The sequence below is a fragment of the Cellulosimicrobium cellulans genome, from assembly GCF_006539945.1.
Lineage (GTDB): Bacteria > Actinomycetota > Actinomycetes > Actinomycetales > Cellulomonadaceae > Cellulosimicrobium > Cellulosimicrobium cellulans.
Map to the genome: position 1 here is coordinate 1 of NZ_BJNZ01000037.1, position 18,180 is coordinate 18,180.

Annotated in this window: 17 protein-coding genes and 1 riboswitch; of the genes, 3 read left to right on the plus strand and 14 right to left on the minus strand. The window is 74.4% G+C overall.

All coding sequences use genetic code 11. From position 1 onward, the window contains the following. Window positions 1–421: 421 nt before the first annotated feature. The 12 genes from tyrS to CCE02nite_RS18950 all read right to left on the minus strand — a co-directional run bounded on the left by tyrS (window position 422) and on the right by CCE02nite_RS18950 (window position 14,428). On the minus strand, window positions 422–1,693 hold the full coding sequence (tyrS, locus tag CCE02nite_RS18895; protein WP_141391146.1) for a tyrosine--tRNA ligase: 1,272 nt from the start codon (window positions 1,691–1,693) through the stop codon (window positions 422–424). Window positions 1,694–1,865: 172 nt separating this feature from the next. Next, window positions 1,866–2,561, minus strand: coding sequence for a DNA-3-methyladenine glycosylase (locus tag CCE02nite_RS18900; RefSeq protein ID WP_141391147.1), 696 nt, complete (start codon window positions 2,559–2,561; stop codon window positions 1,866–1,868). Between the two features lie 25 nt (window positions 2,562–2,586). After that, a complete protein-coding gene (locus tag CCE02nite_RS18905) occupies window positions 2,587–3,252 on the minus strand; it encodes a uridine kinase family protein (protein ID WP_141391148.1) in 666 nt (221 codons plus the stop codon). Window positions 3,253–3,292: 40 nt separating this feature from the next. Next, on the minus strand, window positions 3,293–4,714 hold the full coding sequence (gene argH, locus CCE02nite_RS18910; RefSeq protein WP_141391175.1) for an argininosuccinate lyase: 1,422 nt from the start codon (window positions 4,712–4,714) through the stop codon (window positions 3,293–3,295). Window positions 4,715–4,776: 62 nt separating this feature from the next. Further along, window positions 4,777–6,006, minus strand: coding sequence for an argininosuccinate synthase (locus CCE02nite_RS18915; protein WP_141391149.1), 1,230 nt, complete (start codon window positions 6,004–6,006; stop codon window positions 4,777–4,779). 87 nt (window positions 6,007–6,093) lie between these two features. Beyond that, entirely contained in the window at window positions 6,094–6,630 is a 537-nt protein-coding gene (locus tag CCE02nite_RS18920; RefSeq protein ID WP_074810086.1) for an arginine repressor, read from the minus strand. After that, window positions 6,627–7,562, minus strand: coding sequence for an ornithine carbamoyltransferase (gene argF / locus CCE02nite_RS18925; RefSeq protein ID WP_141391150.1), 936 nt, complete (start codon window positions 7,560–7,562; stop codon window positions 6,627–6,629). Before argF ends, CCE02nite_RS18920 begins: the two co-directional genes overlap by 4 nt. Continuing rightward, window positions 7,562–8,941, minus strand: coding sequence for an acetylornithine transaminase (locus CCE02nite_RS18930; RefSeq protein WP_141391151.1), 1,380 nt, complete (start codon window positions 8,939–8,941; stop codon window positions 7,562–7,564). The genes argF and CCE02nite_RS18930 overlap by 1 nt, the downstream gene beginning before the upstream one ends. After that, entirely contained in the window at window positions 8,938–9,924 is a 987-nt protein-coding gene (gene argB, locus CCE02nite_RS18935) for an acetylglutamate kinase (RefSeq protein ID WP_141391152.1), read from the minus strand. The genes CCE02nite_RS18930 and argB overlap by 4 nt, the downstream gene beginning before the upstream one ends. Continuing rightward, entirely contained in the window at window positions 9,921–11,132 is a 1,212-nt protein-coding gene (argJ, locus tag CCE02nite_RS18940; protein WP_141391153.1) for a bifunctional glutamate N-acetyltransferase/amino-acid acetyltransferase ArgJ, read from the minus strand. Before argJ ends, argB begins: the two co-directional genes overlap by 4 nt. After that, the gene (gene argC, locus CCE02nite_RS18945) at window positions 11,129–12,223 is read right to left on the minus strand and encodes an N-acetyl-gamma-glutamyl-phosphate reductase (protein ID WP_141391154.1); all 1,095 of its coding nucleotides are present in this window, start codon (window positions 12,221–12,223) and stop codon (window positions 11,129–11,131) included. Before argC ends, argJ begins: the two co-directional genes overlap by 4 nt. Window positions 12,224–12,670: 447 nt before the next feature. Beyond that, window positions 12,671–14,428, minus strand: coding sequence for a 2-isopropylmalate synthase (locus CCE02nite_RS18950; protein WP_371861945.1), 1,758 nt, complete (start codon window positions 14,426–14,428; stop codon window positions 12,671–12,673). A 181-nt stretch (window positions 14,429–14,609) separates the two neighbouring features. On the opposite strand from CCE02nite_RS18950, the gene CCE02nite_RS18955 reads away from it, so the two are divergent. Genes CCE02nite_RS18955 through CCE02nite_RS18965 form a run of 3 tightly spaced genes read left to right on the plus strand, consistent with a single transcriptional unit; the run spans window position 14,610 to window position 16,620 of the window. Further along, window positions 14,610–15,302 (plus strand): FadR/GntR family transcriptional regulator, encoded by a 693-nt coding sequence (locus tag CCE02nite_RS18955; RefSeq protein WP_141391155.1) that lies wholly within the window; start codon window positions 14,610–14,612, stop codon window positions 15,300–15,302. Window positions 15,303–15,328: 26 nt separating this feature from the next. Next, complete coding sequence (locus CCE02nite_RS18960; RefSeq protein ID WP_141391156.1) at window positions 15,329–16,351, plus strand: quinone oxidoreductase family protein; 1,023 nt, start codon at window positions 15,329–15,331, stop codon at window positions 16,349–16,351. Then, the gene (locus CCE02nite_RS18965) at window positions 16,348–16,620 is read left to right on the plus strand and encodes a hypothetical protein (protein WP_141391157.1); all 273 of its coding nucleotides are present in this window, start codon (window positions 16,348–16,350) and stop codon (window positions 16,618–16,620) included. The genes CCE02nite_RS18960 and CCE02nite_RS18965 overlap by 4 nt, the downstream gene beginning before the upstream one ends. A 20-nt stretch (window positions 16,621–16,640) precedes the next feature. On the opposite strand, the gene thiD is transcribed toward CCE02nite_RS18965, so the two are convergent. Together thiD and CCE02nite_RS18975 are read right to left on the minus strand one after the other, a co-directional pair. Further along, a complete protein-coding gene (thiD, locus tag CCE02nite_RS18970; protein WP_141391158.1) occupies window positions 16,641–17,606 on the minus strand; it encodes a bifunctional hydroxymethylpyrimidine kinase/phosphomethylpyrimidine kinase in 966 nt (321 codons plus the stop codon). Beyond that, a riboswitch (TPP riboswitch) is annotated at window positions 17,599–17,693 on the minus strand. Its footprint overlaps the gene before it by 8 nt. After that, window positions 17,693–18,139: a YceI family protein gene (locus CCE02nite_RS18975; RefSeq protein ID WP_141391159.1), complete on the minus strand. Its 447-nt coding sequence runs from the start codon at window positions 18,137–18,139 to the stop codon at window positions 17,693–17,695. (Overlaps the previous riboswitch by 1 nt.) Between the last annotated feature and the right edge of the window lie 41 nt (window positions 18,140–18,180).

The window sequence follows — 18,180 nt, forward strand, 5'->3', positions numbered from 1 at the left end:
CTTCTCTAATCTACCAGATCCTCAGCGCCCTCTCCAACTCGGTGATCCGAGCGGATAGAGCCGGTGAACCAGCGGCCCCGATCATGTCACGGCGCGCGAGGCTCCGAGTCATTCTCGAGGGAGACCGCCCGGGGGACCAGCCACCGTCTCGTGCGATCGAGACTCGGTGTCCGTTCCTCCCTGCCGGGCGAACGTCGAGAACACTACACGCGCTCCGTCCGGGTGCCAAATCCGTGCGCTGCACAACCCCGGCGCCGGCTCGGTGGCGCCGTCCGGCGCCTCCTGCGGCACCGGACGAGCGGCCGCGCGGTCCGTGCACACCGGACGAGCGGCCGCAGAGTCCGTGCACAGGCACGAGACGCCGAAGGGGCCGGACCGCTCGACGCGGTCCGGCCCCTTCGTCCTCAGGGCGACGTGCTGCTCAGTCGGCGGCGCCGTCCGCGACGGCGACGCCGAGCGTCTTCTTCCCCCGGCGCAAAAGGGCGAACTGCCCGTGCAGCAGGTCGTCCGCCGCGAGGACGGCGTCCTCGCTCGTCACCTTGACGTTGTTGACGTACGCCCCACCCTCGGCCACCGCACGCCGTGCGGCCGCCTTGGAGGCGACGAGTCCCGACGCCGCGAACAGGTCGACGACCGCGTCGCCCACGTGCGCCGTCGTGCGCGGCAGCTCGGCGACCGCGGCGCCCAGGGTCCCCGCGTCCAGGCCGGCGAGCTCGCCCCGGCCGAAGAGCGCCTGGCTCGCGGCGATCACGGACGCGGTCGCCTCGGCCCCGTGCACGAGCGTCGTGACGTCCGACGCGAGAGCGCGCTGCGCCTCGCGCGCCCCGGGCCGCTCGCGCACCGCGGTCTCGAGCTCGGCGATCTCCTCGCGCGTGCGGAACGTGAAGATCTTCAGCCAGCCCACCACGTCCTCGTCCGCGGCGTTGAGCCAGTACTGGTAGAAGGCGTACGGGCTCATCATGTCGGGCGCGAGCCAGACCGCCCCGCCCTCCGTCTTGCCGAACTTGGTGCCGTCGGCCTTGGTGATGAGGGGCGTCGTGAGCACGTGCACGGCCGCGCCCTCGGTCTTGCGGATGAGCTCGACGCCCGACAGCAGGTTGCCCCACTGGTCGTTGCCCCCCGTCTGGAGGGACACGCCGTGCCGGCGGTACAGCTCGAGGAAGTCGATCCCCTGGAGGATCTGGTAGCTGAACTCGGTGAAGCTGATGCCCTCCTCCGAGCGCAGACGGCGCGCGACGGTGTCCTTCGCGAGCATCGTGCCGAGGCGGTAGTGCTTACCGACGTCCCGCAGGAAGTCGATCGCCGACAGCTCGGAGATCCAGTCGAGGTTGTTCACGAGCCGAGCGGGGTTGTCGCCCTCGAAGTCGAGGAACCGCGACACCTGCGACTTCAGCCGCTCGGTCCACTCCGCGACGGTCTCCTTGGTGTTGAGCACCCGCTCGCCCGACTGGCGCGGGTCGCCGATCATCCCCGTCGCCCCGCCCACGAGCGCCACGGCACGGTGGCCCGCGAGCTGGAGGTGACGCAGCACGACGAGCTGCACGAGGTGGCCGTGGTGCAGGCTCGGCGCCGTCGGGTCGAAGCCGCAGTAGTACGTGATCGGGCCCTCGGCCAGCGCGGCGCGCAGCGCGGCCTCGTCGGTGGACTGCGCCACCAGGCCTCGCCATTGCAGCTCGTCGAGAACGTCGCTCACTTCTGCTCCTTCGTCGAGTGCCCGGTCCGGGCACGTGCGTCGCCACCCGTGCGGGAGGCGGGTCCTAGTCTGCCGTGCCGCGCGGCCACCGTCGGCCACCGCCCACGGGGCGGCCGCTCTTCAGACCGGCTGCGACGCCGTCACGGCCGCACCCCGCGGCCGGCAACGCGACTCATCGCGCCCTGGCGCTCACGCGGCGGTAGGCCGAGACCGTCGGGTCTCCCGCGAGCCACGAGCGCCACGGGTACAGGTCTCCGTCTCCCCCGTCACCGGAGACGCCGACGCGCGGGCCCGTCGCGATCGCCGGGCGCAGCGTCGTGGCGGTCGTACGGTGCAACACGAGCTCGCCCTCGGGGTCCGTCAGCTCGGCGCCGTACTGACGGAGGTCGAGGTCGAGCGCGACCGCGAGGCGCGCGGGGCCCCGCGCGATCTGGCGGTCGGAGTCGCACCTCCCGGCGGCGAGCCGGCGTGACCGCGCGAGGTCGACGCCGTCGGTCACCTCTCCCGCGCGCAGCAGGACGGCGGACGCGCGGCCCAGCGGCCCGCAGACCACGTTGACGCAGTGGTGCAGGCCGAGGTGCCGGTACACGTACAGCCGCCCGGGCTCACCGAACATCGCGCGGTTGCGCTCCGTCCGCCCGCGGAAGGCGTGCGACCCCGGGTCGCGCTCGCCGTCGTACGCCTCGACCTCGGTGATCCGCAGGGTGACGTCGCCGTCGTCGCTGCGTCGGGTGAGCAACGACCCGAGCAGGTCGCGGGCGACCTCGTGGACGTCACGCGCGTACCACGCGCGGGCCGGGACGTCCCACGGTCCGACGGCGCGGGACTGCCCGCTCCCCGTCGTCTGCGTCACGGCGTCCGTCGACATCGCACCACCTCTCGTCGTGGGCAATCTACGCCCCGCCACCGTCACGCGAGCCCCCGCGCGACGGCCGCTCGCTCGCGCGCACGACGTTCCCCCAGCCGTCCAGCACGACGTCCGCGCGCTCGCGCGAGGCGTTGCGCGCGTAGTGCTCGCGCTCGTCGGTCATCCAGGCGAGCCAGTGCTCGCGCTGGTCCTCGCCGTCCCGGTCGAGCCCCCGGCGCAGCCGCACGTCGTCCGGGGCCCCGACCCACACGCGCAGGGCGGCGACGTCGTCCGCCTCCCGGCGACCCGCCCCGCAGCCCTCGACGACCAGGAAGGGCGCCGGGGCGACGTCGTGCCACTCGGCGAAGCGGTCGATCTCCCAGTCGAACCGGCGGTACCGCCCTGCCCGGCCCTCGGCGAGAGGGTCGAGGACCCACTCCGCGAGGCGGCCCCAGGCCGGTTCGAGCCCGCGCCAGCCCTCGTACAGGTCGTCCATGTGGAGCACCTGCGCGGGCAGCGCGTCGCCGAGCTGGGCGGCGAGCGTCGTCTTGCCCGAGCCTGCCGGCCCGTCGACCACCACGAGCCGCGTGCCCGACGGCGGCGCGCTGCCGCCCGCGGGCTCGTCGCCCGGGCGGGACGACGGGCCGAGACGCGGGACGGCGTCGCGCACGCGCCGCACGAGGTCCGCGAGGACGTCCGGGTCGACGCTCACGCGCGCACCACCGGCGCGGGCACCGTCAGCACGAGGGTCGTCAGCCCTGCGCCCAGAAGCGGTACTCGGCCGAACGCTCCTTCGCCGTCTCGAGCTGCTCGGCGACCCGGACGGGGGCCGTGCCGCCCACGGCGTCGCGCGACGCGAGCGAACCCTCGACGCTCAGCACGTCACGCACGCCCGGCGTGAGGTGCTCGGAGATCGACGCGAGGTCGTCGTCCGAGAGGTCCCACAGCTCGATGCCGCGCTCCTCGCAGACGCGCACGCACGCGCCCGCGACCTCGTGCGCGACGCGGAAGGGCACGCCCTGGCGCACGAGCCACTCGGCGACGTCCGTCGCGAGCGAGAACCCCTGCGGCGCGAGCGACGCCATCCGGTCGGTGTCGAACTCGAGCGTCGCGACCATGCCGGAGAACGCGGGCAGGAGCACCTCGAGCGTGTCGACCTGGTCGAACACCGGCTCCTTGTCCTCCTGGAGGTCGCGGTTGTACGCGAGCGGCAGGCCCTTGAGCGTCGCGAGCAGGCCCGACAGGTCGCCGATGAGGCGTCCCGCCTTGCCGCGCGCGAGCTCGGCGACGTCGGGGTTCTTCTTCTGCGGCATGATGCTCGACCCCGTGGAGTAGGAGTCGTGCAGGCGCACGAAGCCGAACTCCTTGGTCGCCCAGAGGATGACCTCCTCCGCGAGGCGCGAGAGGTCGACGCCCAGCATCGCGGCGACGAACGCGAACTCCGCGACGACGTCGCGCGAAGCGGTGCCGTCGATCGAGTTCTCGACCGGGCCGTCGAACCCGAGCTCGGACGCGACGGCCGCCGGGTCGAGGCCGAGGGACGAGCCCGCGAGCGCCCCCGACCCGTACGGCGAGCGTGCGGCGCGCACGTCCCAGTCGATGAACCGGTCGACGTCGCGCAGCAGCGGCCACGCGTGGGCGAGCAGGTGGTGCGCGAGGAGCACCGGCTGCGCGTGCTGGAGGTGCGTGCGCCCCGGCATCGCGGCGCCGGGGTGGGCGGCTGCCTGCTCGATCAGCGCGTCGACGACGTCGAGCACCAGGCCCGCGATGGTGCGCGCCTCGTCGCGCAGGTACAAGCGCGTGAGCGTCGCGATCTGGTCGTTGCGCGACCGGCCCGCGCGCAGCTTGCCGCCGAGCTCGGGACCGGCCCGCTCGATGAGGCCTCGCTCGAGCGCGGTGTGCACGTCCTCGTCGTCGTCGGCCGCGACGAACGCGCCCGACGCGACGTCCTCGCGCAGGCGCTCGAGCGCCGCGAGCATGCCGTCGAGCTCGTCGTCGTCCAGCAGCCCGGCCGCGTGCAGGACCTTGGCGTGGGCCTTCGAGCCCGCGACGTCCTGACCCGCGAGGCGCCAGTCGAAGTGCGTCGACTTGCTCAGCGCGGCGAGCGCGTCGGCAGGCCCGCCGGCGAAGCGGCCGCCCCACAGGCTCACACGCCCTCCCCCGTCGTCGGCCACCGCTGCCGCCGCGCCGTCCTCGACGGACGTGGTGGACTCCGGTCCCTGCTGGTCGTGCGTGCTCACAGTGCTCCTGCCCCGAGGTCCACACCGTTGCCGAACTTCTCGTCGCGCGCGGCGGCGAGCTTCGCGGTGAGACCGTAGATCTCGATGAATCCCTTGGCCTGCGACTGGTCGAACGAGTCGCCCTCGTCGTACGTCGCGAGGTTGAAGTCGTACAGGCTCGCCTCCGAGCGTCGGCCCGTCACGGTCGCGCGCCCGCCGTGCAGCACGAGGCGCACGTCGCCGGAGACGTAGCGCTGCGTGTCGTCGACGAAGACGTCGAGCGAGCGCTTGAGCGGGCTGAACCACATGCCGTCGTAGACGAGCTCGGTCCAGCGCTGCTCGACGCCGCGCTTGAAGCGGGCCTGCTCGCGCTCCAGGGTGACGTTCTCGAGCTCCTGGTGCGCGGCGATGAGCGCGATCGCGCCCGGCGCCTCGTAGACCTCGCGCGACTTGATGCCCACGAGGCGGTCCTCGACGATGTCGATGCGGCCGACGCCCTGCGCGCCCGCGCGGCGGTTCATCTCCTGGATCGCCTGCAGCGGCGTCACCGCGACGCCGTCGAGCGCGACCGGGATGCCCTGCTCGAACGTAACCACGACCTCGTCCGCGACCGGCGGGAAGGTCGGGTCGTCCGTGTAGTTGTAGACGTCCTTGGTCGGGGCGTTCCAGATGTCCTCGAGGAAGCCCGTCTCGACCGCACGGCCCCACACGTTCTGGTCGATCGAGAACGGGTTGTGCTTGGTCGTCGCGATGGGCAGGGAGTGCTTCTCGGCGTACTCGATCGCTTTCTCGCGCGTCAGCGCGAGGTCGCGCACGGGGGCGATGGTCTTGAGCTCGGGCGCGAGAGACGTCGTCGCGACCTCGAAGCGGACCTGGTCGTTGCCCTTGCCGGTGCAGCCGTGCGCGACGGTCGTCGCGCCGAACTGGCGCGCGGCGCGCACGAGGTGCTTGACGATGACCGGGCGCGAGATCGCCGAGACGAGGGGGTACCGGTCGAGGTAGAGGGCGTTCGCGCGCAGCGCGGGCATGCAGTACTCGGCCGCGAACTCGTCGCGCGCGTCGGCGACGTACGCCTCCACCGCACCGCAGTCCAGGGCGCGCTGCCGGATCACCTCGAGGTCCTCCCCGCCCTGGCCGACGTCGACCGCGACGGCGACGACCTCGGCGCCCGTGGCCTCGGCGATCCAGCCGATGGCCACCGACGTGTCCAGGCCGCCCGAGTAGGCGAGCACGACGCGTTCAGTCATGACGGTCTCTTTCTGTGACGTGCGGGTTGGGGTCCGTGGTCCAGTCTCGCAGGGCGGTCCGCCGCGCGGGTCGTGGTCCGACGGCGGTCAGTCCGGCGTGCCGGGGACGGGCCCGCCGTGGGGCCCGGACAGCTCGAGGAAGCGTCGCGCGAGGTCGGCGCCGCCGTCGGGGTCGCGCGCGATGACGAGGATCGTGTCGTCGCCCGCGATGCACCCGAGCACGTGCGGCAGCACGGAGTGGTCGATCGCCGAGGCGAGGTAGTTCGCGGCACCGGGAGGCGTGCGCAGCACGACGAGGTTCGCGGACGCCTCGGCCGAGACGAGCATCTCCGAGCACAGGCGCGCGAGCCGGGCCGCGAGGTACTCGGGCGACTCCGCGGTCTGCACGCTGCGGTCCCCGCCCTCCCCCGGCACCGCGTACACGAGCGCGCCCGACGCGCCGCGCACCTTCTCGGCGCGCAGCTCGATGAGGTCGCGCGACAGCGTCGCCTGCGTCACCGACAGCCCCTCGCGCTCGAGCTCGCGCGCGAGCTCGGCCTGCGAGTGGATCTCGGTGCGGCGCACGATCTCGGCGATGCGCGCGTGGCGCGCCGTCTTCGTCGTCGCCGTGCGGGGCTCGGTCACGACCGCTCCAGGAGGAACGTGAGCAGCGCCTTCTGCGCGTGCAACCGGTTCTCCGCCTCGTCCCAGACCGCCGAGCGGGGACCGTCGATCACCTCGGCGGTGATCTCCTTGCCACGGTAGGCCGGCAGGCAGTGCAGCACGATCGCGTCGTCCTTCGCGTGCGCGAGGAGGTCGTCGTTCACCTGGTAGGGCACGAACGGGAGCGCGCGCTGCTCGGCCTGGGCCTCGTCCCCCATCGACACCCACGTGTCGGTCGCGACGACGTCGGCGCCCGCGACGGCCTCGACCGGGTCGGACGTGACGAGCACGGAACCGCCGGTCTCGGCGGCGATGCGCTCGGCGTCGGCCACGAAGACGGGGTGCGGCGGGTACCCGTCCGGCGTCCCGACCCGCACGTGCAGGCCCGCGGTCGCGCCACCGAGGAGGTAGGAGTGCGCCATGTTGTTCGCGCCGTCGCCGACGTACGCGAGCGTCTGGCCCGCGAGCGCGCCCGTGCCGCCGCGCAGCTGGGCGACCGTGAGGAGGTCCGCGAGGATCTGGCACGGGTGGAAGTCGTCGGTCAGGGCGTTGACGACCGGCACGCGGCTGATCGCCGCCATCTCCTCGAGACGGTCCTGGCCGAACGTGCGCCACACGATGGCGGACGCCTGCCGGTCGAGCACGCGCGTGACGTCCGCGACGGACTCGCGGACGCCGACCTGGGCGAGCCGGCCGTCCACGACGACCGGGAAGCCGCCGAGCTCGGCGATGCCCGTCGCGAACGAGAGCTGCGTGCGCAGCGTCGGCTTGTCGAACAGGACGGCCACGCCCTGCGGACCGGCGAGCGGCTGGCGGAACGTGCGGTCGTCACGGAACGCGAGGCCGATCTCGAGGACCCGGCGCTGCTCGGCGGGCGTGAGGTCGTCGTCGCGCAGGAAGTGCCGGGGGGCCATCAGGAGCTCCTCGTCGTGGGGCCGGTCGTGGGGCCGGTCGTGGGGTCGGTGGGTGCAGGGTCCGCGGCGGTAGGTGCCGCCGGATCCTCCGGGACGGCGACGGTCGCGAAGAACGCGACGACGTCGCGCGCCTGGTCGGGCGTGAGGATCAGGGGCGGCGCGAGGCGGATCGCGTCGGACGCGACGGCGTTCACGACGAACCCGGCGTCGAGCGCCGCGCGCGCGACGTCGGCCGCGACGGGCCGGGTGAGCTGGACGGCGAGGAGCAGCCCGCGCCCCCGCACGTCCTCGACGAGCGGGTTCCCGGCCCCGGCGATCCCGTCGCGCAGGAGCGCGCCGACGGTCCGGACGTTCTCGAGCAGGCCGTCGCGCTCGATGACGCCGAGCGTCGCGAGCGCCGCCGCGGCCGCGACGGGGTTGCCGCCGAACGTCGTGCCGTGCTGACCGCGGCCGAGCAGCGTCGCGGCGCGCTCGCCGTACGCGACCACCGCGCCGACGGGGAACCCGCCGCCCAGACCCTTGGCGAGCGTGACGACGTCGGGCACGATCCCGCCGCCCACCTCGGGCTGCTGGTACGCGAACCACGAGCCGGTGCGTCCGACGCCGGTCTGCACCTCGTCGAGCACGAGCAGCGCGCCGTGGCGCGCGGTGAGCTCGCGCGCGGCGACGAGGTAACCCGGCGAGAGCGAGCGCACGCCGGCCTCGCCCTGCACGGGCTCGACGACGAGCGCGGCGACCTCGCCGCGGGCCGCCACAGCGGCGGGCGAGAAGGCCTCCTCGAGCGCGGCGACGTCGTCGAACGCGACGAACTCGACGCCGCCCGGGAGCGGCTCGAACGGCTCGCGGTACGCGGCCTTCGAGGTGAGCGCGAGCGCGCCCATGGTCCGCCCGTGGAAGCCGCCCTGGAGCGCGAGGACGCGCGTGCGACGCCCCGTGTCATTGTTCCGACGAGCAATCTTGAACGCCGCCTCGTTGGCCTCCGTGCCCGAGTTCGTGAAGAACACGCGCGACCCCTCGGGCGCCTCCGCGAGCGCGAGCAGGCGCTCGGCTAGCGCGATCTGCGTCGGGGTGCCGAAGAAGTTCGACACGTGCCCGAGCGTGCCGAGCTGGGCCGAGACCGCCGCGGTGAGCGTCGGGTGGGCGTGGCCGAGCGCGTTGACCGCGATGCCCGCGAGCAGGTCGAGGTAGCGCTTGCCGTCGGCGTCCCACACGTACGCGCCCTCGCCGCGCACCAGGACGCGCTGCGGCGGGCCGAACGTGTCCATGACGGCGTGCGCGTACCGGTCGGTCCACCGGGCGACGGAGCCGTCGGCCGGGGCCGTCACGGCGCTCGTCGTCGCAGGCGCGGGCGCGCCCGTCGGATGGTCGAGGGCGTTCATGCGGCTCCTCCGGCGGTCGTGGCGGGCTCGGGCACCGGCGCGCTCGCAGGGTCCGGGACGACCATGGTCCCGTTGCCCTGGGTGGTGAAGACCTCGAGCAGCGTCGAGTGCGGCACGCGGCCGTCGATCACGGTCGCCGCGGGGACGCCGCCCTCGACCGCCCGCAGGCACGCCTCCATCTTGGGGACCATGCCGGCGGACAGGGACGGCAGGAGCGCCGCGAGCTCGGAGCGCGTGATCTGCGCGACGAGCGAGTCCTTGTCCGGCCAGGACGTGTACAGGCCCTCGACGTCGGTCAGCACGACGAGCTTCTTCGCGCCGAGCGCGACCGCGAGCGCCGCGGCCGCGGTGTCGGCGTTGACGTTGAGCACCTGGGTCGGGTCCTCGAGGTCGGGCGCGATCGTCGAGACGACGGGGATGCGGCCGGCGTCCAGCAGGTCCTGGACCGCGGCCGGGTGCACCTCGACGACGTCGCCGACGAGCCCGACGTCGACGGGCTCGCCGTCGACCGTCGCGTGCCGGCGCTGGGCCTGGAGCAGGCCGCCGTCCTCGCCCGAGAGCCCGACGGCGTACGGACCGTGCGCGTTGATGAGGCCGACGAGCTCGCGCGAGACCTGGCCCGTGAGGACCATGCGCACGACGTCCATCGCCTCGGGCGTCGTCACGCGCAGCCCCCCGCGGAACTCGGACTCGATGCCGAGCCGGTCGAGCATCGCGGAGATCTGCGGGCCGCCGCCGTGCACGACGACCGGGCGGAGTCCGACACGGCGCAGGAACACCATGTCCTCGGCGAACGCGGCCTTGAGCGCGTCGTCGACCATGGCGTTGCCGCCGTACTTGACGACGACGAGCGCGCCGGCGAACTCCTCGAGCCACGGCAGGGCCTCGACGAGCACCTCGGCCTTCTGCTCGGGGCGCAGGTCGGTGCGCGTGTCGAACGCGGCGTCGTCCGGGTGGGGCGTCGGGGTGGTCAGGTCGCTCATGAGGAGTACGCGCTGTTCTCGTGGACGTAGTCGTGCGTGAGGTCGTTGGTCCAGACGGTCGCGCTCGCGGAGCCGGCGTGCAGGTCGATCTCGACGCGCACCTCGCGCTCGGCCGCGAGGTCGACGAGCTCGCGCGGCTCGCCCACTCCCCCGGCCCGGCAGACCTGGACGTCGTTGACCGTCACGTCGAGCAGGAGTGCGTCGAACGGCGCGACGTCCTCGGGGACGGTCCCGACCGCGGACACGATGCGGCCCCAGTTCGGGTCGTTGCCGAAGATCGCGGCCTTGAACAGGTTGGACCGGGTCACGGCGCGCGCGACGGCGACCGCGGCGTCCTCGCTCGACGCGCCCACCACGGTGACGGCGACGTCGTGGCTCGCGCCCTCGGCGTCGGCCACGAGCTGGCGCGCGAGCGACCCGCACGCCTCGGTGACGGCGTCGGTGAGCGCGTCGAGCGTCACCTCGACCCCGGACGCGCCGGAGGCCAGGAGGATCACGGTGTCGTTCGTCGACATGCAGCCGTCGGAGTCGACGCGGTCGAACGTGGTGCGGGTCGCGGCACGCAGCGCGGCGTCAGCCGTCGCCGCGTCGACGACGGCGTCCGTCGTGAGCACGCAGAGCATGGTCGCGAGGCCCGGCGCGAGCATGCCCGCACCCTTCGCCATCCCGCCGACGGACCAGGTCGCGGCACCGTCCGTCGCGGTGGCCTCCGTGACCTCGCGGACCACGGAGACCGTCTTGGGCACGGTGTCCGTCGTCATGATCGCGAGCGCGGCGTCCCCGCCGCCGTCGACCGTGGCGACCGGGTCCGCGAGCGCCGCGGCGGCGGCGTCGACGCCCGCGAGGAGGCTTTCCATGGGAAGCCGCACGCCGATGAGGCCGGTCGAGCAGACGAGGACGTCGCCCGCGGAGGTCGCGAGCACGTCGGCGACGTGCTCCGCCGTGCGGTGCGTGTCGGCGAAGCCCTCGGGCCCGGTGCACGCGTTCGCGCCGCCCGAGTTGAGCACGACGGCCGTCGCGCGCCCGTCGCTCACGGCCTGGCGCGTCCAGGCGACCGGTGCGGCGAACACGCGGTTCGTCGTGAGCACGGCCGCGGCGACGTCGAGCGGCCCGTCGTTGACCACGAGCGCGACGTCCTGCGCGCCCGTGGACTTGAGCCCGGCGGCGACGCCGGCGGCCCGGAAGCCCTGCGGGGTGGTGACGGTCACGGGGCGACCCCCTCGGTCGTGAGGCCGGCCGTCTGGGGCAGGCCGAGCGCGATGTTCATGGACTGCACCGCGGCGCCCGCGGTGCCCTTGACGAGGTTGTCGATCGCCGTGACGGTGACGACGCGCCCCGCCGCGTGATCGACCGTGACCTGGACGAGCGCCGTGTTGGCGCCGAGGGTCATCGCCGTCGTCGGCCACTGGCCCGCGGGCAGCACGCGGACGAACGGCTCGCCGGCGTACACGTCCTCCCATGCCTGGCGGACGCGCGCGTCGAGCGCCGCGGGGTCGAGGCGCGCGGCGTCGTCGGACAGGCGCGCCGTGACCGTGGCGAGGATCCCGCGCGACATCGGGACCAGGGTGGGCGTGAACGAGATGCTCACGTCCGGCGCGCCCGCGGCCCGCAGGTTCTGCGCGATCTCCGGGATGTGCCGGTGCGACCCGCCGACGGCGTACGGCTGGGCCGAGCCGAGCGCCTCGGAGGCGAGCAGGTGCGGCTTGAGCGACTTGCCCGCGCCCGAGTACCCGTTGGCGAGCACCGCCACGAGGTCGTGCCCCTCGACGAGGCCCGCCGCGACGCCCGGCTGGATGCCCAGCGTGACCGCCGTGACGTTGCAGCCCGGCACCGCGATGCGGCGCACACCGGCGATCCGCTCGCGCTGCTTGGTCTCGCTCGCGGCCGCACCCGGCTCGTGCGTGAGCAGGAGCTCCGGCAGCCCGTACGGCCACGTGCCCGCGTGCTCCGACCCGTAGAACGACGCCCAGTCCGCCGCGGACTCCAGCCGGTGGTCCGCGCCCAGGTCCAGGACGAGCACGTCGTCCGGGAGCTGCGCCGCGATCTCGCCCGACGCACCGTGCGGCAGCGCGAGGACGACGACGTCGTGCCCGACGAGGTGCTCGACGCTCGTCGGGAGCAGCACGCGGTCGGCGAGGGATCGCAGGTGCGGCTGGTGCTCACCGAGGAGCGTCCCCGCGTTGCTGTGCGCCGTCACGGCGCCGATCTCCACCTCGGGGTGCCCGGCGAGCAGGCGGAGCGTCTCCCCACCCGCGTACCCGGACGCACCCGCGACCGCGACTCTGATCGTCATATGCATCACTATACATACTTATGCAACGCCCGGGTCGAAGCTCCTGTCCACGGTACGCGTACTCGGGCGTGCGGCCGGGTGGGGTTTCGTGCCCCCGCGGGCGGGTCCGCGGTGGGCTGGTGTTCGATGCCCGCGTGGTCGGGTCCGCGGTGGGCTGGTGTTCGATGCCCGCGTGGTCGGGTCCGCGGTGGGGTCGGACCGTGTGCTTGGACTGGCGCACCGTCACCTCGGTCTTCCGGGCGGGGGTTCTAGGAGTGCGCCATTGACGTCCTTCGCACACGGTCCGACCCCACAGCTCGTCCTGCCCGTCACCGCACGACCCGCGGCACAGGCCCGGCGGTCCCGTCCGGCCAAGAGGCGAGAAGTGGCCCCATCAGACCCCGCTGGTGGGGCAACTTCTCCCCTTTCGTCACCACGTGTACGGCTCGACGGAGCGCCGCGGGCCCGACGCGCTCAGGCTGCCGCTGCGCAGACCGCGCGGACGGAGGCTCCCAGGACGGACGTGTCGCGGCCCACGGTCCAGCGCGGGGCGCCGTCGGGGCCGCGGTGCTCGAGGTAGGTCACCGCGGTCGCATCGCTGCCGCTGCCGACGGACTGCTGGGTGAGGGAGAGGACCTCGACCGGCCGGCCCAGGCGGGCGAGGGCGTCGACGAGGGCGTCGACCGCTCCGGCCCCGGTGCCGGACGTGGTGACCTGCGCGCCGTCGACGGTGAGCACGAGGTCGAGGCGCTCGGCCCCGTCGTCGGTGCGGCGGCTCGTCCAGGAGACGGGCTCGACGGCGCCCGGCCGCGCGTAGGCCGCCTCGAACAGCGCGAGGAGGGCGTCGGGCGTCACCTCGGCGCCCGTGGCGTCGGCGTGATCCTGGACGCGGCGCGCGAGGTCGACCTGGAGGCCGCGGGGCAGGTCGAGGCCGTGCGCCGAGTGCAGCACGTACGCGACGCCGCCCTTGCCGGACTGGCTGTTCACGCGGACGAGGGCCTCGTACGACCGACCCAGGTCGGCGGGGTCGACCGGCAGGTACGGCACGCGCCACGGCGCCACCGCGGGGTCCAGGCCCGACGCCGCGGCGTCGGCCCGGTGACGTTCCATGCCCTTGCGGATCGCGTCCTGGTGCGTGCCGGAGTAGGCGGTGTGGACGAGCTCGCCCACGTAGGGGTGGCGCGGGTGGACGTCGATCCGGTTGCACGCCACGACGACGTCGCGGATCGCGTCGAGGTCGGAGAAGTCGACCATCGGGTCGACGCCCTGCGCGTGGAGGTTGAGGCCCAGCGTGACGAGGTCGACGTTCCCGGTGCGCTCGCCGTTGCCGAACAGGCACCCCTCGACGCGCTGCGCCCCGGCGAGGACGGCGAGCTCGGCGCACGCGACGCCGGTCCCGCGGTCGTTGTGCGGGTGGACGGAGAGGATCACCCCGTCGCGCCGCGCGAGGTTCCGGTCCATGTACTCGATCTGGTCGGCATAGACGTTGGGCGTCGCGACCTCGACCGTGGCGGGGAGGTTGAGGACGACGGGGCGCTCGGGCGTCGCGTCCCAGAGCGTCGTCATGCGGTCGCACACGTCGAGCACGTAGTCGGGCTCGGTGAGGTTGAACACCTCGGGCGAGAACTCGAAGCGGACGCGCGGGTCGTCGCCGGCGTGGCGCAGCACCTCGGTCCCGGCGTCGGTGATCAGCCGGGCGAGCTCCTCGCGGTCGCGGCCGAGCACGACGTCCCGCCAGACGGGCGCCGTCGCGGTGTACACGTGGACGACGACGGGGTTGCGCAGGCCCCGCACGGCCTCGAACGTGCGCGCGACGAGGTCGGCCCGCGCGGCGGTGAACACGACGACCGTGACGTGCTCGGGAGCGAGGTCGGTCTCGGCGAGCAGGCGCACGAAGTCGAAGTCGGTCTGCGACGCCGACGGGTAGCCCACCTCGATCTCGGTGTAGCCCATGGCGACGAGCAGCTCGAAGAATCGGCGCTTGCGCGCGGGACCCATCGGCTCCGCGAGCGCCTGGTTGCCGTCGCGCAGGTCGACGGGGACCCACAGCGGCGCCTGGGTGAGGCGGCGCGAGGGCCACCGGCGGTCGGGCAGGTCCGGTACCTCGACCCGCGCGCGGACGTCGGCGTAGCGGGACGAGGGCATGCTCGAGGGTCGCTGACGGTTCCAGGCGGGGGTGGGCTCCGTCGTGCCGCGAGCGGCGGCGGGCGTGGAGGTGCTGGCGAGGGTCATGGCGGTCCTTCAGGTCGCGCCCCGGGGTCACGGGGCGGGCGGGCGACCGGCGCGCGACGGTTCCCCACGGCGGGGAGCCGGTCCGGTCAGACCCCGCCGTGGCGCCGAAGGAGGAGCGCCGTCCAGGACATGCCGGGTACGCTAGCGCCCGTCAAGTCCTCAGACAACCTGAGAGGTTCCCGTGACCGCGCTGCACCGGCGTCCCCTCGCGGACCAGGCGGCCGAGCTCCTGCTCGACCGCGTGCGCTCCGGCGTCTGGCCTCTCGACCACCGACTGCCAGGCGAGCAGGCGCTCGCGACGGAGCTCGGCGTCGGGCGCTCCACCGTCCGCGAGGCGATCCGCCAGCTCGCGGGGCGCGGCGTGCTCGACAGCCGGCAGGGGTCGGGCGTCTACGTCGTGTCGACCGACACCGCGGACGACTGGGACGAGGTGCTGCGCCGCGGGGAGATCGTCGACGTGCTCGAGGTGCGCGCCGCGCTCGAGGCCGAGGCCGCGGGCCTCGCCGCCACGCGCCGGACCCCCGGTGACCTCCGCGCGATGACGACGGCGCTCTCACGTCGAGGGCAGGTCCCCGCGACGTCGTCGGCCGCCGAGTACGTGGACGCCGACCTCGTCTTCCACCGGGCGGTCGTCGACGCCGCGCACAACGCCGTGCTGGGCGAGCTCTTCGCGACCTTCGTCCCGCGCCTGCGTCGCGCGATGGTCGCGATGGTCGACCTCGACCGCGCGGGCGAGGCGCACCGGCACGACCAGGACGCGCACCAGGCGATCCTCGACGCCGTGCGCGACCGCGACGCCGTCCGCGCGTCCGCGGCGGCGCGCGAGCACCTCGCAGCCGTCCACGCGAAGGTCGCCGGGAGAGGGCGACCGTGACCGCCGCGCGACCCTAGGCTGGGGCCATGCACGCGATCGTGGCCCGCGAGGCGGGCGGTCCCGAGGTCCTGGAGTACACCGAGCTGCCCGACCCGTCGCCGGGCCCCGGACAGCTCCTCGTCCGGTCCGCGGTCGCGGGCGTGAACTTCATCGACACGTACAAGCGCTCCGGCGTGTACGCGATGGAGTACCCGCACGTCGTCGGGAGCGAGGGCGCGGGGGTCGTCGCCGAGGTGGGCGAGGGCGTCGAGGGGTTCGCCGTCGGCGACCGCGTCGTGTGGACCGAGGCACCGGGGTCGTACGCGGACCTCGTCCTCGTGGACGCCGAACAGGCCCTGCACGTGCCGGACGCCGTCTCGCTCGAGGACGCGACCGCCGTCGCGCTCCAGGGCCTCACCGCGCACTACCTGTGCACGTCGTCGTACCCGGTCCGCCCGGGCGACCGCGTGCTCGTGCACGCGGGCGCGGGCGGCGTCGGGCTGCTCCTGACCCAGATGCTCGTGGCGCGGGGCGCGCACGTGATCTCGACGGTCTCGACCCCCGAGAAGGCGGAGCTGTCCCGCGGCGCGGGCGCCGAGCACGCGATCCAGTACACCGCGTTCGCGGACCTCACCGCCGAGCTGCCCGAGGTCGTGCGCGGGCTCACGGGCGGCGAGGGCGTCGCGGCGGTGTACGACTCGGTCGGCAAGGACACGTTCGACGCGTCGCTCGCGTCGCTGCACCGCCGGGGCACGCTCGTGCTCTACGGAGGGTCGTCGGGGCAGGTCCCGCCGTTCGACCCGCAGCGCCTCAACGCGGGCGGGTCGCTCTTCCTCACGCGGCCCAAGCTCGCCGACCACACGGCGACCCGCGCGGAGCTCGTCGAGCGCGCGACGGAGGTGCTCGGGGCGGTCGCGGGCGGCACGCTGCACGTCCGCGTCGGTGCCACGTTCCCGCTCGCGGAGGCCGCCGACGCGCACCGGGCGCTGGAGGGTCGCGCGACCACGGGCAAGGTCCTCCTCCACCCCGAGGGCGCCGTGGACGCCCCGTCGGCCACGGGCACCGCGTGAGCTGGGACTGGGTCCCGCCCCGGCCGGGCGAGGAGGACGGGTCCGACGGCGGCCCCTCCCCCGCCCTGCGCCGCACCGTGACCGTCCTCGCCGTCCTGCTCACCGCGGCGTTCGCCGTCTACTGGGTGACCGTCGGGGTGCGTCAGCAGGCGGACGCGTGCGTCGCCGACCGCCCCGCGGGCGTCGCGGCGCAGGACGTCGTCGCGACGTGGCGGTGGTGGCCCCCCGGCTACGACTGCGCCGTCGCGCAGCCGACGACGCGCGCCTGAGACGCCCGGGCCGGGTGGGATCAGGCCGGCGCGACGGGCGCCACGGCGTGCAGGTGGTCGACCGGGCCACGGCCCGTCCCGACCCGCAGCGCGGCACCGGCACGCAGCGCTCCCGTGAGCCACTCCTTGGCGTCGCGCGCGGCCTCCTCCCAGCCCTCGCGCTGGGGGCGCAGGGCCGCGAGCGCCGCGGAGAGCGAGCACCCCGTGCCGTGGGTGTGCGGCGTGTCCACGCGCGCGGCCTCGAAGGTCGTGATCCCGGCCGCGGCGTCCGGGACGGGGGCGGGCGCGACGAGCGCGTCGGGTGACGTCGCACCGGTGAGGTGCCCGCCCTTGAGCAGGACGACGGTGCCGCTCGCCGCCGCGTACGTCGCGGCCTGGGCCAGCGCCTCGTCCCAGGTCGTCGCGACGTCGCGGCCCGCGAGGACGGCGAGCTCGGGCAGGTTGGGCGTCACGACGTCGGCCCGCGTCGCGAGGTCGCGCACGGCCCGCTCCGCACCGGCGTCGAGCAGGCGGTGCCCCGACGTCGCGACCATGACGGGGTCGAGGACCACCCAGGGCCGCGGGACCCCGGCGTCGGACCGGGCCGCGACGAGCGCGTCGAGCCACGCCCCGATCTCCCGCGCGTTCGGCTCGTCGGCGACCATGCCGATCTTCACCGCGTCGATCTCGACGTCGTCGGACACCGCGTCGAGCTGCTCGCGCAGGAACGCGGGCCCGGGGACGTGCACGGACCGCACGCCGTGCGTGTTCTGCGCGACGAGCGCCGTCGTGACGGCCATGCCGAAGGCGCCGTGCGCGGCGAAGGACTTGAGGTCCGCCTGGATGCCCGCGCCCCCGGTCGGGTCGGTCCCGGCGATCGAGAGGACGCGCGGACGTGAGGGCCGGGCGGCCGGGTCGGCGTCCGGACCGGGCGTCCGGTCGACCACGGGCCGACGGGCGCTGTCGCGCCGGGGTGCGGGGTCGTGCTGGGGCAGGGCGAGCGTCATCGCCGGACATCCCTTCGCTGGTACGAGCCAGAGCAGGTTCGACGGGTCTCATCTCAGCCCCTCGTCGGGGCACCCCGTGTCGCTCGTCATGCTACGTCCTGCGCGCCGGACACCCGCGCCCGGTCTCGCGCCGCCGTCCTGCGTGCGCGACCCGTCCCGAGGGACGCCTCAGGCCCGGTGGATCGCCTCGCCCGCGATCTCGAGGCCGATCTTCTTGCCCGGGGCTGTACGCGCTCCTGCGCGAGCTCGGCGCGCTCGGGCGAGCGGTTCCGCGGCCGCGCCCACGCGAGGATCTGGTCCTGCTGCTCGCCCTGCCAGTCGATCGAGGTGCTGCGGAACTCGATCGTCGGGTAGGCGTCGACGTCGAGGAAGTCGGGGCTGCGCAGGTGCGCGTCGCGCTCCTCGTGGTGGGTCGTGAGGCTCGCCGTCTCGATGGTCGCCGACACGGCCGACGCGATCGCATCCCCGATGGATGAGTGAAGTCTTTCAACCAGATGGCGGGTGATCTCGCCCTCGGCGCCGTCCGGGCACACGAGCGCCGCCCGACCGTGCGGTCGGGCGGCGCTGCGGGTCC

Excerpts from the sequence above, each read along its gene's own strand:
- thiD (WP_141391158.1), bottom strand. The coding sequence starts at position 17,606 with ATGACGCTCGCCCTGCCCCAGCACGACCCCGCACCCCGGCGCGACAGC.
- CCE02nite_RS18930 (WP_141391151.1), bottom strand. The coding sequence starts at position 8,941 with ATGAACGCCCTCGACCATCCGACGGGCGCGCCCGCGCCTGCGACGACG.
- CCE02nite_RS18950 (WP_371861945.1), bottom strand. The coding sequence starts at position 14,428 with ATGACCCTCGCCAGCACCTCCACGCCCGCCGCCGCTCGCGGCACGACG.
- CCE02nite_RS18960 (WP_141391156.1), top strand. The coding sequence starts at position 15,329 with ATGCACGCGATCGTGGCCCGCGAGGCGGGCGGTCCCGAGGTCCTGGAG.
- CCE02nite_RS18915 (WP_141391149.1), bottom strand. The coding sequence starts at position 6,006 with ATGACTGAACGCGTCGTGCTCGCCTACTCGGGCGGCCTGGACACGTCG.
- argC (WP_141391154.1), bottom strand. The coding sequence starts at position 12,223 with ATGCATATGACGATCAGAGTCGCGGTCGCGGGTGCGTCCGGGTACGCG.
- CCE02nite_RS18900 (WP_141391147.1), bottom strand. The coding sequence starts at position 2,561 with ATGTCGACGGACGCCGTGACGCAGACGACGGGGAGCGGGCAGTCCCGC.
- argF (WP_141391150.1), bottom strand. The coding sequence starts at position 7,562 with ATGGCCCCCCGGCACTTCCTGCGCGACGACGACCTCACGCCCGCCGAG.
- argB (WP_141391152.1), bottom strand. The coding sequence starts at position 9,924 with ATGAGCGACCTGACCACCCCGACGCCCCACCCGGACGACGCCGCGTTC.